The sequence below is a fragment of the Phyllobacterium sp. 22552 genome, assembly GCF_052044585.1.
Taxonomy (GTDB): Bacteria; Pseudomonadota; Alphaproteobacteria; order Rhizobiales; family Rhizobiaceae; genus Phyllobacterium; species Phyllobacterium ifriqiyense.
Genome location: NZ_JBQENG010000001.1, coordinates 410944 through 428710, shown reverse-complemented (window position 1 = coordinate 428710; position 17767 = coordinate 410944). Strand labels below are relative to the sequence as shown.

Here is a 17767-nt window from a genome sequence, read left to right as displayed (position 1 = left end):
GAAAAATTCCGCCATTGAGACAATGGCGGAATTTGAGTTTTGAAGATGACTGCAGTCAGATCAGTTGGCCTGACGGCGAAGGAATGCGGGAATTTCCAACTGATCGTCTTCCGAAGACTGACGCGCCTGCGGCTGTACGCGGCCCTGTTCGTCAAGCTGTCCACGACGAGGCGCATAAATGGAAGCATCTTGCGAAAGCGGACGGCGTGGTTCTGCCGGGCGCATTGCTGGTTCGCGAGGCTGAGCTGGCTCGAGACGAGCAGTCTCATCTTCGCGGCGTGTCAGACCAGCGGTAAGGCGCTTGAGCAGACCCATCGGGCCACGGTCTTCGTGGGCTTCGTGAGCAGCCTGATCACGGGAATGGTCACGCGACCCCATATCACGGGCGTTGAGTTCAGCCTGAACCAGCGGCGGGAAATCAGCAACATTTGGCATGCGTGGTGCAACTGGCTGCGGTGCAGGTTCAGCCATTTGCGGTGCAGGCTGAGGTGCTGGCTGATAGACTGGCGCCTGTGGTGCTGCTGCGACTGGTGCATCAAATACTTCCGGAGCAGGAGCCTGGAAAATGCGGCTCTGCGGACGGAATTCCTGCTGGACAGGCTGTGGTGCGTGCTGCGCTACATCAAGCCCTGCATTGCGCACCGCCTCGGCGACCGGTGATACCGACTGCTGAACAGGCGGACGAGCCACTGTTTCAACCTTGGCCACTACTTGTGGTGCCGGCTTTGGCATTGGCTTTAGCGGCTGGCGAAACTCGATCGGCGCTGGCGCCGCATCTCCAACCTGCTTGTCGATGCCAGTGGCAACAACCGAAACGCGGATGATGCCTTCAAGGCTTTCATCGAAAGTAGCGCCGAGGATGATATTGGCATCCTGATCAACTTCTTCGCGGATACGAGTTGCAGCTTCATCAACCTCAAACAGGGTCATGTCGCGACCACCGGTGATCGAGATGAGCAAGCCCTTGGCACCACGCATGGACGTCTCGTCCAGAAGCGGGTTGGCAATCGCAGCTTCAGCAGCGGCCATTGCGCGGCCATCGCCGGAGGCTTCGCCTGTGCCCATCATTGCCTTGCCCATTTCGCGCATGACAGAACGGACGTCAGCAAAGTCGAGATTGATCAGGCCTTCCTTGACCATCAAATCGGTGATGCAGGCAACGCCAGAATAAAGAACCTGATCGGCCATCGCGAAAGCATCGGCGAAAGTCGTCTTGTCATTGGCAATGCGGAAGAGGTTCTGGTTCGGAATGACAATCAATGTGTCGACATTCTTCTGCAGATCTTCGATGCCCATATCTGCGGTGCGCATACGGCGCTGACCTTCGAAATGGAACGGCTTGGTAACAACACCAACCGTCAGAATGCCTTTTTCCCGCGCAGCGCGAGCTACGACAGGGGCAGCGCCAGTACCGGTACCGCCGCCCATACCGGCAGTAACAAAGCACATATGCGTACCCTGAAGATGATCATTGATCTCGTCAATGCACTCTTCAGCGGCAGCGCGGCCAACTTCGGGCTGCGAACCGGCACCCAGCCCCTCGGTAACCGAAGCGCCGAGCTGAACCAGGCGCTCTGCCTTGGACTGCGCCAATGCCTGTGCGTCTGTATTTGCTACAACGAATTCAACACCGCGCAAGCCGGCATTGATCATGTTATTGACCGCATTGCCGCCGCCGCCGCCAACACCGAAAACGGTGATCCGGGGCTTAAGCTCGGTAATGTCCGGCTTTTGCAGATTGATGCTCATTTGTCCGTTCCTTTTTGTCTTTACCGCGTCGCCGCTGCGGTAATTTCTTTTGGGTTTCCCCGATTAATTAAAAACTCTCTTTCAGCCACTGGCCGATACGCTGAAAACGCCCACCCGTACCTGTCATCAGCGATGATGAACCGGCCTTTACAGAACGCTCTTCAATACCTGCTACCTGCGGATAGATCAGAAGACCAACCGCTGCAGAAAAAGCCGGACCCTTTGCCGCTTCGGGAAGACCCGTAACGCCCAGGGGACGGCCAATTCGTACATTGCGAGCCAGAATACGGCGGGCGACTTCGGGCAGCCCTGCCAGCTGACTTGCACCGCCCGTCAGAACAACGCGCTTGCCGACAATCTGGCCGTAACCGGATTGATTGAGGCGGTCGCGCGCCAGTTCCAGTGTCTCTTCAACACGGGCACGAATGATGCGCGTCAAAACTGCGCGCGGATATTGATTGGGAACATCGCGGGCATCATTGCCAAGCGGCGAAACGCTGATGAGATCACGGTCGTCGGCAGCGCTTGGAAGCGCCGAACCATGCATGACCTTCAAGCGCTCCGCATCATCCATATGCGCCGACAAGCCACGAGCCACATCCATGGTCACGTGATTGCCGCCAATGGCGATTGCATCAGCATGAATGAATTTGCCTTCAGAGAAGACTGAAATCGTCGTTGTGCCGCCACCCATATCGATGCAGGCAGCGCCCATCTCTGCTTCATCATCAACAAGAGCAGAAAGACCGCTTGCATAGGGAGTGGCGATCATTGCCTCGACGGACAGATGGCAGCGATTGACGCAAAGCTCAAGATTGCGCAGTGGAGCCGCATCTGCGGTCAGAACATGCATATCAACGCCAAGAGTATCGCCAATCATGCCGAGCGGATCACGGATACCGCGCTCGCCATCAAGCCCGTAAGCGATCGGCAGCGAGTGAACGAGATGACGCTCTGTTGCCAAAGCCTGCTTGGCACCGGCAGCAAGCACGCGGCGAATATCAGCCTGATCGACCTCATGACCGCCAAGATTGATGCTTGCTGAAAAGCTTTCGCTCTTCAGGCGCCCCGCCGAGATATTGACGATCATCGAATCGACCGTCAGGCCAGCCATACGCTCCGCCGCATCGACAGCGAGGCGGATAGCCTGCTCCGCGGCGTCAAGATTGACAATGACGCCAGACTTGATGCCACGCGACTTCTGATGGCCGATACCCAAAACTTCAATGCGATGTGTGCGGCCCGGCAAATGCGCACTTTCCTCGCGCGGACGCAGACGAGCAATGATGCAGCACACCTTGCTCGAACCTATGTCCAAAACCGTCAAGGAACGCGTCCGTTTTGCGGAAGACGTTCCTGATGATCCGCTTTTTCCGTTCAGAATACTCATACACGCTTCTCCGAACGCTTGGGCGCCTTATCGCGCGCCTTCAGATACTCAACACGCTGCACCATGGCTTCCGGTGTCAGCTTTACAACAACGCGGTCATCCAACCGCAAATCGACAGAGGCAATATCGCGAGACAACAGACCTGCCTTTGCTTCCATGCCCGCAATATCGGCCAAGGCCTCAGAAACGCCGTGCTCAGGCAGCATGAGCGTTACGCCATTTTTGAGAACGAGATCCCAGCGGCGATCACCCACACGAGCATAGGCTCGAACATCCTGGGCAATCTTCGGATAGGCAGCCATCTGCGCCATCAGAAGTTTTACCTGCTGATCAGCACCCGCACCGATGACCAACGGCAAGAGCGCACTGCGTCCGCCGGTGAAAGGAACAATGATCCGCCCATCGGCATCAATAACGTTCAGTTCCGTACCATTCTGCCAGACAGCCAATGCCGTGCGCTCATGGATCGAGATCTGGATTGTATTCGGGTAGACCTTGAAAACATCCACGCTCTCAACCCAAGGAAGGCCAGCGACAGCTGCCTGCGCATCAGAAGCGCTCAAACCTACCAGTGATGTTTCGCCGTCAAGGCCAAGTGCACCGAGAATATCGATCTCGGATGTTTCTTTATTGCCGACAACTTTTACATCTTCGATGGCAAAGCCGAACGTGGATGTCGTAACCTTGACGACTTCCGGCGCATGACCACCCAGGATCGCGCCATAGGCTCCGGTCAATGCAAGGAAAGCGACCGCCCCGATTGTGCCGATGTGATTCGGGACAGAAACTTCCCCATCTACCACCCGCAAGAAAACACGGACGGGCTTGCGAAGAAACTTTGGCAGGACCATGCGAAAACGGCCAAAAGCCACCGACCTGTCCGAAGACATCGGCGCAGCACCGAGGCGGTGCGTATTTTTGCCCTTCAACGCAAACACGATGCGTCCTCCACCATCCAACTCAACAATTCACCGAAGGTATGCCCTGCAGCTTTGGCGATATCAGGTACAAGTGATGTGGGAGTCATGCCTGGCTGAGTGTTCACCTCCAGCCAAATAAGCTCGCCATCTTCGGAAAACCGGTCGTCGTAACGAAAGTCCGACCGGCTGATCCCTTTACATCCAATTGCCTGATGCGCCTTGAGAGACAGTGTTTGTATTTTTTGGTAAATTTTTAGTGAAATTTTTGCGGGAACCACATGATTTGATCCGCCTGCAACATATTTTGAATCATAATCGTAGAACTGGTGCCCAACCGGGATGATTTCACAGACCCCAATGGCAACATCGCCCATCACCGCGCATGTCAACTCACGCCCGTGAATGTAGCGCTCGACCATCACCGAGCCGCCAAATTTCCATTCATCGGAGGTAACGACCTGCGGCGGATGCGACTGATCTTCCTTGACGATAACGACGCCAAAGCTCGACCCCTCGCTCACTGGCTTGATGACATAAGGCGGCTTCATCGGATGCTTGGCTGTGAATTCGGAGCGATCCATCACCTTCGCTTCAGCTACAGGCACACCCGCGGCTTTGGCAACGATTTTTGCCTGCTCCTTGTTCATCGCCAGAGCGGAAGCAAGCACCCCCGAATGGGTATAGGGAATCTGTAGATATTCGAGGATACCCTGAATGGTACCATCCTCGCCAAACGGGCCATGAAGGGCATTAAACACAACGTCGGGCTTAAGTTCTTGCAGAACATTGGCGATATCGCGGGATACATCTACACGGGTGACTGCGTAGCCCTCAGCCTCCAAGGCATCGGCGCAGGAATTGCCTGACGAAAGCGAAACAGGACGTTCCGAAGAAAATCCGCCCATCAGCACCGCAACATGCTTTTTCGCCATTAAGGCATCCCCTCAAACACATCCCCATCTGACGCATGACCGGAAACTAAAAACCCACGAAATTCTCGCAGCCATGCGCGGGCGGAAAAAGGCATGAGTCGTCGCACATCCGGCGGCCAGGACCGCAGATACCCAAGACTGGCAGAACCAGCCGACTCAAATCAGTTAACGCTTGCCCCTAAAGAATCAGAGAGTTGATTCGCTGACAAGTCCCCAATGATTCAACAATGATATTTCGTGTAAAAAAATGTGTCAGGAGCGCAATTCCGGCCGCGCGAGCTCACCATGAGGGAGGTTATTATTTGCAGGAGGTTTATTTCCTGCGAGGTTGGCAGCGACTAATATGCAATCCAACCACCTTCCTCATTGTGAGCCCTGTCGAACCGCGCACAATATGTGTGCAGGCTAGAGCAATTGCCCCATGAATTCGTGCACTTCCTGACCCGGACGGAAAAGACCAAGCCGCTTTATTTCCCAGTGCAGGCGAATTCCGGAGTTTTGGAGGACACGCGAACGGATCGTTTCGCCCAAGGTCTCCAGCTCATAGCCATTGGCCGTACCGGTATTAATCATGAAATTGCAATGCATCGGCGACATTTGAGCGCCGCCAATCCTCAAGCCACGACCGCCTGCCGCATCAATTTCCTTCCAGGCAGATGAGCCCTCAGGGTTTTTGAACGTAGAGCCGCCCGTTTTTTCTCGAATTGGCTGCACGGTTTCACGATGATGCTGGACGGCATCCATCGCGGCCTGAATTTCCGGCCGCTCACCCGGCATTCCTTCGAAAAGAGCAGAGGTAAAAATCAGATCACTGGCGGCACCGGAATGACGATAGGCATAACCCATGTCGGCATTGGAAAGGATATGCAACTCGCCCTTGCGATCCAGCGCCCTCACCTCAACCACACGCTCACGGGTCTCAACGCCATTGGCGCCGGCATTCATACGCAGCGCGCCGCCAATTCCGCCGGGTATGCCGTGATAAAAATGGAATCCGGCAATGCCCGCGTCCAAAGCGGCAGAGGCGACACGCTTGTCAGGCGTCGCCGTACCGGCACGCAGTTGCGTTTCGCCCACGCGCTCTACTTCACCAAAACCTTTTGCCGAAAGGCGCACAACGAAACCCGGAATGCCACCATCCCGCACGAGCAAATTTGAGCCGATGCCCACGGTCAGAATCGGATATTCTTCTGGAACTGCTTTCAGGAACGCTGCCAAATCTTCTTCGTCGGCGGGTTGAAACATGACTTCAGCGGGCCCGCCTGCGCGAAACCAGGTCACTTTCTCCATGCCCATATTGGGCGTAAGCCGTCCACGCAAACCAGCAAAACGGTCTCCCAGCTTCGAAAGCAGGGCTTCTCCATCAACAAGTGAAGACATTTTATCCTTTCAGCAGCTCTACCCTCTCAAGGGCAACTGCCAAATCTAGAGCGCCGCCAGTTCTTTTGGCAAGGCATAGGCCCATTGTGTGATGTTGCCAGCCCCAAGAAAGATCACAAAGTCGCCCGGCTTGGCAATATCAGCGATCAACGGAGCAATTTCCTGCGAGCCATTGATGTAGCGCGCGTCTCTGTGCGCTGCTGTCTTGATCCGCGAAACCAATGTTTCCGATGTAACGCCCTCGATAGGATCTTCGCCAGCGGTATAAACCGGAGCGACGATAACTGTATCGGCATCGTTGAAGCATGAGGCAAATTCATCGAACAGGCTGGCAAGTCGTGTGAAACGATGCGGCTGGACAATAGCGATAACGCGGCCCTTGGCAGAATCGCGTGCGGCTTTCAGCACCGCTTTGATTTCGACCGGATGGTGACCATAATCATCAAAAATGTCGACGCCACTCCAGGAACCGGTATGCGTGAAGCGCCGTTTTACACCGCCGAATGATGACAGGCCCTTTTTAATATCAGCCGATGAAATGCCCAGTTCATGTGCCACAGCAATAGCCGCCGTTGCGTTTGATACATTGTGCCTGCCCGGCATGGGCAAATGTAGTCCCGTGATCTCGGTTACTTCGCCGGTCTTGCGTTTGGCGATATGCACATCGAAACGTGAACTCGCGCCGTCGACAACCAGATTGACAAAACGCACATCGGCCTGTGGATTTTCACCATAGGTGATAACGCGCCGGTCCTCGATACGCGAGACGAGAGACTGAACTTCCGGATGGTCAAGACACATGACGCCGAAGCCATAAAACGGAACATTTTCAACAAATTGGCGAAATGCTTCACGCACCCGATCGAATGTGCCGTAATGATCAAGATGTTCTGGATCGATATTAGTGACAACTGCAATGTCTGCCGGCAATTTCAGGAATGTGCCATCGCTTTCATCAGCCTCGACGACCATCCAGTCGCCAGCACCCATGCGCGCATTAGTACCATAGGCGTTGATGATACCACCATTGATCACCGTTGGATCGAGCTTGCCCGCATCAAGAAGCGTTGCAACCATTGAGGTGGTGGTCGTCTTGCCGTGTGTGCCGCCGATAGCAACTGCCTGACGAAAACGCATCAGTTCAGCCAGCATCTCCGCGCGGCGGACAATCGGCAATAATTTCTCGCGCGCCGCCATGAGTTCAGGATTGGATTTTTTGATAGCTGTCGAAACCACGACGACTTCTGCATCGCCGATATTGGGCGCTGCGTGACCGATGAATATCTCTATGCCCTTCTCACGCAAACGCTGCACATTGGCACTATCAGACTGATCGGACCCCTGGACCTTATAGCCAAGGTTATGCAGCACTTCGGCAATGCCACTCATGCCGATACCACCGATACCGATAAAATGGACCAAACCTATATTGAGCGGCATCTTCATGGACGCACTCCTTTTTTGAATTCTTCGACGCTTTGGCCGGTTGCAATAGCCTCTGCGAGATCGCCAAGCAACCTTGCCGCGTCCGGTTTGCCTGTTGAACGTGCCTTTTCGGCAATAAATGCCAGACGCGTCGGCTCGTTCATGGCGCTTGTCAGGATCGCTGCAATACGCTCCGGCGAAAGATCCGACTGCTTGATGACATCAGCTCCGCCTGCCGCCTGCAGCGCAGCCGCGTTGGCGGCTTGATCGTGATCGAGCGCGTGCGGGAATGGCACCAGGATGGCTGGCCGCCCGATAGCGGCGATTTCGGAAACAGTGGAAGCACCAGACCGGGACAGAACAAAGTGCGATTCTGATATGCGGCGTGCCATATCGGTGAAAAACACCGCCACATCAGCCTTGATCCCCGCCTGCTGATAGGCGGCGCGAAGCTGTGTCTCATCTTCCGGGCGGGCCTGCTGGGTCAAGACAAGGCGAGCCCGCAAATCCGGCGCAAGCAAACTTATAGCTGCCGGTATCGCCGTCGAAAAATACTGGGCACCTTGGCTGCCACCAAAAACCAGAAAGTGAAATGGCTGATGTGCCTGCGATGCCTTGTATGGCTTGCCTACCTCCGCGAGCACGGCAGGGCGCACAGGATTTCCAGTAACAATTGTCTTGCTTGAAAAAGCCCCACCGTGATCGGGCAGAAAGCCCCCGGCAATGGCAGTCACACGGGCGGCAAGCGCTTTGTTGGCGCGTCCCATCACGGCGTTCTGCTCATGGACCAGTGTCGGAATTTTCAAGGCAGTAGCGGCGTAAAGCGGCGGAAGTGTCGGATAGCCACCAAAACCGGCAACAAGCTTAGGCTTTAAAGAGCGAAACAATCTGCGGGAATCAAGGTTGCCAAGCCAAAGCTTCCAGAATGTTTGCGCCAAAGCGATCGGGTTTCGCCCGCCAATTGTCGCGGAACGAACAACATGAATCTGACTTGCCGGAAAGTGGCCGGTAAAACGCTGCGCACGGTCATCAGTGGCAAGATGAATATCCCAACCTCTTTCGATCAGATCGTGAGCTAGCGATTCAGCCGGAAAAAGATGGCCGCCGGTACCACCGGCGGCAAGAAAAATAACTCCCTTGGTCATTGGCTATCCTGCACCCATCATGGCAGGTCTCTGCGAATTTCCCAAAGTTGCGGAGCGGCGCCCCTCTGGCCTGCGCCTGGTCAAAGCCAGCAATAATCCGGTCGAGATCGCCACGGAGATAAGCGAAGAACCGCCATAGGAGATAAATGGCAGCGTCATACCCTTGGCAGGCATAAGATGCAGATTGACCGAAATATTGATGATGGACTGAAAACCAAACAGGATCACCAGCCCGGACACAGCAAGACGTGTAAAGTCATCACGCTCCTTCAAGGCTATCGACAGACCGCGAATAACGATGAAAGCGAAAATCAAAACGATCAAGAGACAGAGCGCGATTCCATATTCTTCAGCAGTCACCGAGAAAATGAAGTCGGTGTGACTGTCCGGAATGATACGCTTGATGGTTCCTTCACCTGGGCCCTGTCCGAGCCAGCCGCCGCGGATAATGGCTTCACGTCCGGCATCAACCTGAAACGTGTCGCCCTCGCCCGTCATGAAGCGGTCAATACGGCCAGCAACGTGCGGAAAAACCGTATAAGCGCCAAAGAACCCGGCCACACCAAGACCGCCCAAAGCAATGATCCACATCCACGGAACACCAGCCATGAAGAACATGGCACCCCATGTACCCGCAGTCAGGATCGTTTGGCCAAGATCGGGCTGAGCAATCAGCAAGGCAGCAACAACGCCGAACAGAACCATCGAAAAGAAATTGCCAGGGATATCCTTGCGGCGTTCGTTTTCGGCAAAAAGCCAGGCACAAACGATCACAAATGCCGGTTTCATGAACTCGGACGGCTGCACCGATATGCCCGCGAGCGAAATCCAGCGGCGTGCGCCTTTGACTTCAATGCCGAAAAATAGGGCAAGCACCATGGCAAATATCGCACCGGCGAGCAGGATGATCGCAAATCGCCTAATCGTTCTTGGCGCCATGAACGATACCGCAAACATGACGATCACAGCCGGAACCATGAACATGGACTGGTGCTTGACGAAATAAAAGCTCTCAAGCCCGATGCGTTCGGCAACAGCGGGACTTGCGGCAAAAGACAACAAAATGCCAAGGCCCATCAGGCTCAGACATGCAGCCAGAAGAAAGCGATCAATCGTCCACCACCACTCAGCAACGGGACCACGGTCAATGCGACTTACCATTACAGACCCCCAATAGGTGATGCGCCCGGAAGCGCAAGAACGGCAGAGCGGAAAGCTTCACCGCGTTTTTCAAAATTCTGAAACTGATCGAAGCTGGCGCAGGCAGGAGACAGCAGAACCACGGGCTCGCCGGCTTCGTCTTTGCTTGCGTCCGATGCAGCATGTCGAACGGCAACGTCAATTGTACCGGAAATCTCATAAGGTGCGGTATCACCAAGGGTTGCCGCGAATTGCGGGGCAGCTTCGCCGATGAGATAGGCTTTAGCGATACGCGGAAAGAAACCCGACAGCGAAGCGATGCCGCCTTCTTTAGGCAGCCCACCAGCGATCCAGTAAATACGTGGAAAGGAAGACAATGCAGGCGCTGCAGCTTCGGCATTTGTCGCCTTGGAGTCGTTGACGAAGAGTGTCGAGCCTAGCTTGGCAACCTGCTCCATGCGATGAGCAAGACCAGGAAACGTTCTCAGACCAGCATTGATCTCTTCAGCCGACAGACCAGCCGCACGGCACGCGGCAAAAGCTGCAAGAGCATTTTGCGCATTGTGCTCGCCGCGCAGCGACCCTATCCCTTCAAGCGAAGCAATTGCCGTCGTCACACCGTCATGGGCATGGAACAACTGGCTTTCCTCAGCAAAATAACCCTCCGCTATGGGCATACGCTTGGAAAGCCGGGCGACACGTTTTCCAGCGCGTTCCAGCCGGTCGGCAATTGCAGCGCAAAAACTGTCATCAACGCCAATAATCGCGGTTTGGCTTCCCGCCACCAGTCTTTCCTTGATCTCGGCATAGTGCTGCATGGTGCCGTGGCGATCCAGATGATCCGGTGTAAGGTTCAATAAAATACCCGCAGTCGGATTGATCGAAGGCGCCAGATCGATCTGGTATGAAGAACATTCAACCACATAGATACGCCCGTTTTCCGGTTGACCCAGCGTCATGATTGCTGTGCCAATATTGCCGCCAAGTTGCACGTCGCGACCCGATGATTTGATGATGTGGGCGATAAGAGCAGTAGTAGTGGATTTCCCATTCGTGCCGGTGATGGCGATAAACGGTATCTCCGCACCCGGGCTATCTGCGAGGACAAGATTACGCTCCCGCACGAATAATTCTATGTCACCGATAATCTCGACCCCGGTTGCCCGCGCAAGATCAACGCTCCAATGCGGACGCGGATGGGTCAATGGGACCCCTGGGGACAAGACAAAAGAGGAAAACTGTTTCCAATCGACGTTACGCAAATCAGAGGTTGTAACGCCTGCGGCTTGGGCGCGCATTACGCTGTCAGGATTATCGTCCCATGCAATAACCCTCGCACCACCAGCAATAATGGCTTGGGCCGTTGCAATGCCCGAACCGCCGAGCCCAAAGAGCGCGACGGTTTTGTCCTTCATGGAGTGGGCAGATATCATACTTGCAGCCCTACCTCAGTTTCAGAGTTGAAAGACCGATGAGCGCGAGGATCACGGCAATGATCCAGAAACGGATCACGACCTGACTTTCGGTCCAGCCCTTCTTTTCAAAATGGTGATGGATCGGCGCCATAAGGAAAACCCGTTTTCCCGTCATTTTGAACGAGGCAACCTGGATGATCACGGACATGGCTTCCATGACGAAAACGCCGCCGATAATGGCAAGCACGATCTCGTGCTTGGTAGCGACAGCGACAGCGCCGATCAATCCGCCAAGGGCCAGCGAACCTGTATCACCCATGAAAATCGCAGCAGGCGGCGCGTTGAACCAGAGGAAGCCGAGCCCCGCTCCAATTACAGAACCGAGCACGACGGCGAGTTCACCCGTGCCGGGAGTGAAGTGAATCTGCAGATAGTCCGCGAAAATCGCGTTACCCGCCAGATAGGCAATGACGCCGAAGGAGGCAGCAGCAATCATGACCGGGACTGTTGCCAGACCATCAAGACCGTCGGTGAAATTCACTGCATTGCCCGCGCCAACCATGACGAAGGCTGCAAACGGAACGAAGAAAATTCCAAGGTTGAGTATAAACTCTTTGGCGAAAGGAAATGTGAGTGACGAGGAGAAAGGCTCCTGCCCTGCCCACATGATCGTCAGACCGGCAATGGCTGCAATAAGGAATTCGATGCCAAGACGCGCGCGGGCGGAAAAACCCTTGGACGCCTGCTTGCTGACCTTCAGATAATCATCATAGAAGCCGATTGCACCGAAACCCAAGGCGACGAGCAGCACAACCCATACATAAATATTGGACCAGTTGGCCCAGAGTAATGATGAAATGATAATGCCCGTCATAATCATCAGTCCGCCCATTGTTGGCGTACCGGCCTTCTTGAAGTGGGTCTGTGGGCCATCTGCGCGTATTGGCTGGCCGCGACCTTGACGGACGCGCAAGGAATCAATGATCCGTGGCCCGAAAAGGAAAACAATGAGCGCGGAGGTAATCAGCGCCCCGCCGGTCCTGAACGTGATATAACGAAACACGTTGAGAAACTGTAGCTGTTCCGCCAGGCCGGCAAGATAATAAAGCATTGATTAGTGCCCTTTCCCCATCCCCCGCAGGCTCACTCGGCAGGAGCGAGAGGTTCGGCGGTGTTATATTTCTGCAAGAGCGTTTTGACGATCTGGGAGAAGCCGGTCCCCTTGGACGACTTGATCATGATCACGTCACCAGCTCTGATCGTATTCAGCAATTGCGGTTGCAACTCTTCCACGCTCTGCCTGTATTCGGCACGAATTTCAACCGGCATGGCTGCTTTCAGCGCCGCCATCTCCGGTCCGCCGAGAAAAACCATGTTGATATTGTTTGCCGCAATAACTGACGACAGCTCGGCATGCAGCCTGGGCGATTGTTTTCCCAGTTCCAGCATATCGCCTAGAACGGCAATACGGCGCCCTTTGCCTGTCGGGGTTGCAGACGCGAGAAGTTCGACAGCTGCGCGCATTGATGCGGGATTTGCATTATAGCTCTCGTCAATTAGCGTAAATGTGCCCTTTGCGATCTCAAGCGTGTGTCTCTCACCACGTCCGCTTTCAGCGCGAAGCGATGAAAGCGCCAAGGCAACTTTGGCCATATCAGCGCCTGTGAGATGTGCAGCACCGAGCACCGCCAGAACGTTCTGAACGATGTGGCGGCCAGGTGCGCCAACTTTTGCGACAACCTCTTCGCCGGCAAGCCGCGCAGTCATGCACGAACAGGCGTCGTGCAGTTTGAGCTTCATCAGCCGATAATCAGCCCTGGCATTCTCACCAAAGGATTTGATGTGCTCGACACCGGCTTCAAGCGCAAGTTTCTCCAGAAACTTGTAGTGCTTGTCGTCGCGATTGAGCAAAGCATAGCCACCGGGCAGCAGGCCCTCAAAAATTTCCGCCTTGGCTGTCGCAATCTCCTGAAGGTTTTTGAAATGGCCAAGATGTGCCGGAGCAATCAATGTAATGATCGCCACGTGTGGGCGCACCATTTTAACCAGCGGACGAATCTCATCGGCATGGTTCATTCCGATTTCGAAGACGCCGTAATCCGTGTCCTGCGGCATGCGTGCAAGCGTCAGGGGCACGCCCCAATGATTATTAAACGATGCAACCGAGGCATGAACCTTACCGACTTCGGAAAGAACGTGACGCAGTGCTTCTTTTGTTGTCGTCTTGCCGACGGAGCCAGTTACCGCAATAATCTGTGCGTGAGAGCGCTCGCGCGAGGCAATGCCAAGCCGCGTCATGGCGGCCAAAACATCGTCCACAACAATCATAGGAGCTTTCAGCTTGCCAAGAGCAGGCAATTTGGCCTCTGCAACGACCAAAAGCGCCGCACCCGCTGCAACTGCGGCGGTGGCATAGTCATGACCATCCAAGGCGTCGCCTTTGATTGCGAAAAACGCCTCGCCACCGCGCAATGTCCGCGTATCGATGGAAATGCCGGTGATGCCCTCCGGAAGTTTACCGACCGGCCTGCCATTCATGGCGGCGATCATGGCATCGGAAGACCACAGAAGACTCATATACCGCCCTCCTGTGGTATACGGTCTTTCAATGCCTGAGCTACTTCAACGTGGTCCGAAAATGGCAGCACGACGTCGCCGACAGTCTGGCCTTCTTCATGACCTTTTCCCGCAACGATCAAGGTGTCGCCCGACTTCATCATTGCAACGGCTTCGCGGATAGCTTCGCGCCGGTCGCCGATCTCGCGGGCTCCGGGAGCAGCCGCGAGAATTTCGGCGCGTATGGTTGCGGGCACTTCAGAGCGTGGATTGTCGTCCGTAACGATAACGACATCTGCTAACCGCGTAGCGATTTCGCCCATCATCGGACGCTTGCCCTTGTCACGATCGCCACCGCAACCAAAGACCACGATAACGCGGCCAGTCGTAAATGGGCGCACTGACGTCAGTACATTTTCAAGCGCATCAGGCTTGTGCGCATAATCAACATAGGCGGGCGCGCCTTCTTCCGTCGCTCCCACCAGATCAAGCCGTCCCGGAGCGCCCTTGAGGCGCTCAAGGCCACGCATCGCCGCTGCTGCCGGAACGCCCGTTGCGATGGCAAGACCCGCAGCAACGAGTCCATTGGCGACCTGGAAATCACCGGCGAGCGGCAATGTTATTTCATAAATCTCGCCCGCAATATGCACTTCAACGTGCTGGCGGAAACGTTCATGTTCAACCCGCTTCAGCGATATGAATTCGCCCTTGCGACCGACAGTCAATACTTTGCAGCCAGCTTCCGCCGCTGCGGCGATTGTCGCCTTGGAAAAAGGATCGTCGGCAAAAATGACCGCGGGCGCACCTTTCGGCAGGAGTTCTGTGAAAAGCCGCAGCTTGGCCGCGTGATATTCTTCGACCGTGGGGTGGTAATCCATATGATCTCGGCCGAGGTTGGTGAACGCACCGGCTGTGAGCTTTACACCGTCAAGACGGCGCTGATCGAGACCGTGAGATGACGCTTCCATAGCCGCATGGGTAACGCCTTCCTCCACAAGTTCACTCAACAGCTTGTGGAGTTCAACCGGATCCGGCGTTGTCAGAGAACCATAATCATCGCGTGTCGGCGAGATGACGCCTGTAGTGCCAATGCTGGCGGATGCGAAACCTGCCTGCGCCCAGATCTGCCGCGTAAAGGAGGCAACAGAGGTTTTCCCGCTCGTCCCGGTGATAGCGACCATCACATCAGGCTGGCTTCCATAAAAACTCGCCGCGGCAAGCGCCAGTGTACGGCGCGGATCGTCAACATAAATGATCGGCGCACCAATATTTCCAAGCTTGGCGCCACTCGACGCGATGATAACCGACGCGCCTCTTTTTACAGCATCCTGAGCATAGGCTATCCCGTCAGCCTTTACCCCTTTGAGGGCGGCAAAAACGTATCCCTTCTGAACCTGTCGAGAGTCCGATGTCAGACCAGTGATGGCTCTTTCCCCAAATTCGGAGATTGCCAAGGCAGGGATGCCGTTCAATTCTTTCAATTTCATGGCCGGACCGGAACCTGTTCTTTCCCATGAGTTCGGTTGAAAAACGCCTCTTATTGATTCGTTTTCCGAGTGTTATTGGTTAAAGTTCACCATCATTGGAGCAGATATTTGTTCTTCGTTGAAATCCGGCTGCACGCCCAAGAAAGAGGCTGAACGGCGGATGATTTCCTGAACCATAGGCGCTGCATTGAAACCGGCAGTAGCGCCGATTTTACCTGCCTCGGCCTTCGGCTCGTCTACAATCGTCAACACCACATATTCAGGCTTATCGATCGGAAATGCGGCGACAAATGCGTTGAACCTGACATCCTTGGAGTACCGTCCATTGACGACTTTTTCCGCCGTCCCGGTTTTACCGCCAACGCGATAGCCAGGCACCGTTGCGCGATTACCCGAACCACCGGAACCTTTTTCAGCATTCAGGCGATACAGATAACGCATATCTTCGCTGGTCTTTTCGCTCACGACCTGTTTGGCGACTTTATCGGCTTCTTCCATGGTACGCGGCAGGAATGTCGGAGGCATCAGGCGACCGCCATTCATGAGAGCAGCCGCTCCAACCGCAGTCTGCAAGGGTGTCGTCGCCATACCATGACCGAATGCGATAGTGATGGAATGCACTTTCTTCCAGACTTTTGGCTCCATTGGCCGGGCTACTTCCGGCAGCTCTGTCACCATACGGTCAAGGAGGCCCATGCGGTGCAGGAACTCACGATGACCGTCAATGCCAACAACATCGGCCTCTTTTGCCGACCCGATATTGGATGAGTAAATGAACACTTCAGGCAGGGTAAGAACCCGGCCCTTGCCATGGAAATCCCGGATCGTCTGGCGGCCAATAGTGATCGGGCGGCGCGCGTCGAATGTGCTTTGCAAATTGACTTTGCCGGAATCCAGCGCCATTGCCGTGGTAAAGCTTTTGATTGTCGAACCCATCTCAAAGGCACCGGCAGACATACGGTTAAGCCGGTCTTTTTCCAGAGCATTATATGGATTATTCGGGTCAAAATCCGGGGCCGATGCCATGGCTAGAACTTCGCCAGTCTTGACGTTCAATACGACTGCACCAGCGGCGATGGCGCTATATTTCTGCATGGCCTGAACAACCACATCGCGCACCACATGTTGCACACGCAGATCAATCGAAAGCCTGACGGGCTCAAGCGACCGGCTGTCTGCAAGTCCTGCGTCCCGCAGATCCGACAGGCCATGTTCGTCGATATATTTCTCCATACCGGCAATGCCCTGATTGTCGATATTTACGAGACCAAGAATATGCGAAGCGGTAGGACCACCTGGATAGAACCGTGCCTTCTCCGTGCGAAAACCGATGCCAGGTATGCCCAGAGCCATGATCTGGCTCTTTTGCTGTGGCGTCAGGCCACGTTTCAACCAGGCAAATCCTGCCTTGCTTTTCAGCCGGCTGTAGGTCTGCTCGAAATTGAGATCAGGAAGCACTGTCGAAAGCAGCTCAATGGCTTCATCAGGGTCAATGATCTTCTTCGGTTCAGCATAAAGCGAATTCGTCTTGATATCGGTTGCCAAGACTTCGCCATTTCGATCAAGAATATCCGGTCGCGCAGCCAGCACCGTACCAGTTGGGCCATTATATCCGGTCGTATCTTCCTGAATCCCGTAATAGATCAGTCTTCCGCCGATGACGCTATATATGCCTATGAAGCAAGCAATGGCCATGACAACACGGTTGCGCGCGCGATTGCCTGATTTCTTCTTTTTTGCATCCACGGCAAAGGCCGGTGCAGTTCCAGACTCCAGATCGATCTTCTTCCGCTTGATCCAAACAGCAGCCATTATTGTGCAGCTCCTTTTGGTGCGGGATTAGCCTTTTTTGCCACGCTGCCGGTCAACGTAGAATCCGGCTTCAAGTCCTTGGCGCTGGCTTCGGTGATGATGTCTGCGACAGAGTCAAAAACAACCGGCTTTGGTTGGGGCAGATCATTGATGTCTATAATCTGATTGGCTTCAACGAGTTGAAGATCAAGCTGACCCTGGAAGGTCTCTATCAGTTTTTGCAAACGGTTTGGCTGGGTGAGCAAACTCCAATCAGCCTTCAAGAGATCAATCGTATCGTTCTCATCCGAGATCATGCGCTCAAGCTTCGTCACTTGATTCATCTGCTTCTCGGCGTCGTGCTTGATCTTATAGGTTATCGACGCCGCCGCTATCATCAACCCGATCAAAATGATGTCGAAGGTACGCAGCACTGG

Annotated in this window: 14 protein-coding genes; all 14 read right to left on the bottom strand. The window is 54.7% G+C overall.

Features of this window, described 5'->3' with window-relative positions; translation table 11 throughout:
* Positions 1-60 precede the first annotated feature (60 nt).
* Complete coding sequence (gene ftsZ, locus ACTJI9_RS02150; protein WP_115052554.1) at positions 61-1749, bottom strand: cell division protein FtsZ; 1689 nt, start codon at positions 1747-1749, stop codon at positions 61-63.
* Positions 1750-1816: 67 nt separating this feature from the next.
* Positions 1817-3139 carry a cell division protein FtsA gene (ftsA, locus tag ACTJI9_RS02145; protein WP_440805695.1) on the bottom strand — a complete coding sequence of 441 codons (1323 nt, stop codon included), beginning with the start codon at positions 3137-3139 and terminating at the stop codon, positions 1817-1819.
* Positions 3136-4077, bottom strand: a complete 942-nt coding sequence (locus tag ACTJI9_RS02140) for an FtsQ-type POTRA domain-containing protein (protein WP_115052552.1) — start codon at positions 4075-4077, stop codon at positions 3136-3138. Before ACTJI9_RS02140 ends, ftsA begins: the two co-directional genes overlap by 4 nt.
* Complete coding sequence (locus tag ACTJI9_RS02135; protein ID WP_440805691.1) at positions 4065-4991, bottom strand: D-alanine--D-alanine ligase; 927 nt, start codon at positions 4989-4991, stop codon at positions 4065-4067. Before ACTJI9_RS02135 ends, ACTJI9_RS02140 begins: the two co-directional genes overlap by 13 nt.
* A 405-nt stretch (positions 4992-5396) precedes the next feature.
* Complete coding sequence (murB, locus tag ACTJI9_RS02130) at positions 5397-6371, bottom strand: UDP-N-acetylmuramate dehydrogenase (protein WP_115052550.1); 975 nt, start codon at positions 6369-6371, stop codon at positions 5397-5399.
* Positions 6372-6416: 45 nt separating this feature from the next.
* Complete coding sequence (gene murC / locus ACTJI9_RS02125; protein WP_440805688.1) at positions 6417-7817, bottom strand: UDP-N-acetylmuramate--L-alanine ligase; 1401 nt, start codon at positions 7815-7817, stop codon at positions 6417-6419.
* A complete protein-coding gene (locus ACTJI9_RS02120) occupies positions 7814-8941 on the bottom strand; it encodes a UDP-N-acetylglucosamine--N-acetylmuramyl-(pentapeptide) pyrophosphoryl-undecaprenol N-acetylglucosamine transferase (protein WP_440805685.1) in 1128 nt (375 codons plus the stop codon). Before ACTJI9_RS02120 ends, murC begins: the two co-directional genes overlap by 4 nt.
* Before the next feature lie 3 nt (positions 8942-8944).
* Positions 8945-10102, bottom strand: coding sequence for a putative lipid II flippase FtsW (gene ftsW / locus ACTJI9_RS02115; RefSeq protein WP_115052547.1), 1158 nt, complete (start codon positions 10100-10102; stop codon positions 8945-8947).
* A complete protein-coding gene (murD, locus tag ACTJI9_RS02110; protein WP_440805682.1) occupies positions 10102-11514 on the bottom strand; it encodes a UDP-N-acetylmuramoyl-L-alanine--D-glutamate ligase in 1413 nt (470 codons plus the stop codon). Before murD ends, ftsW begins: the two co-directional genes overlap by 1 nt.
* A gap of 10 nt (positions 11515-11524) precedes the next feature.
* Entirely contained in the window at positions 11525-12607 is a 1083-nt protein-coding gene (gene mraY, locus ACTJI9_RS02105; RefSeq protein ID WP_115052545.1) for a phospho-N-acetylmuramoyl-pentapeptide-transferase, read from the bottom strand.
* Between the two features lie 32 nt (positions 12608-12639).
* A complete protein-coding gene (locus ACTJI9_RS02100) occupies positions 12640-14073 on the bottom strand; it encodes a UDP-N-acetylmuramoylalanyl-D-glutamyl-2,6-diaminopimelate--D-alanyl-D-alanine ligase (RefSeq protein ID WP_440805680.1) in 1434 nt (477 codons plus the stop codon).
* Complete coding sequence (locus ACTJI9_RS02095; protein WP_115052543.1) at positions 14070-15539, bottom strand: UDP-N-acetylmuramoyl-L-alanyl-D-glutamate--2,6-diaminopimelate ligase; 1470 nt, start codon at positions 15537-15539, stop codon at positions 14070-14072. The genes ACTJI9_RS02100 and ACTJI9_RS02095 overlap by 4 nt, the downstream gene beginning before the upstream one ends.
* Before the next feature lie 72 nt (positions 15540-15611).
* A complete protein-coding gene (locus tag ACTJI9_RS02090; RefSeq protein ID WP_440805677.1) occupies positions 15612-17351 on the bottom strand; it encodes a peptidoglycan D,D-transpeptidase FtsI family protein in 1740 nt (579 codons plus the stop codon).
* Complete coding sequence (ftsL, locus tag ACTJI9_RS02085) at positions 17351-17764, bottom strand: cell division protein FtsL (protein WP_115052541.1); 414 nt, start codon at positions 17762-17764, stop codon at positions 17351-17353. The genes ACTJI9_RS02090 and ftsL overlap by 1 nt, the downstream gene beginning before the upstream one ends.
* Between the last annotated feature and the right edge of the window lie 3 nt (positions 17765-17767).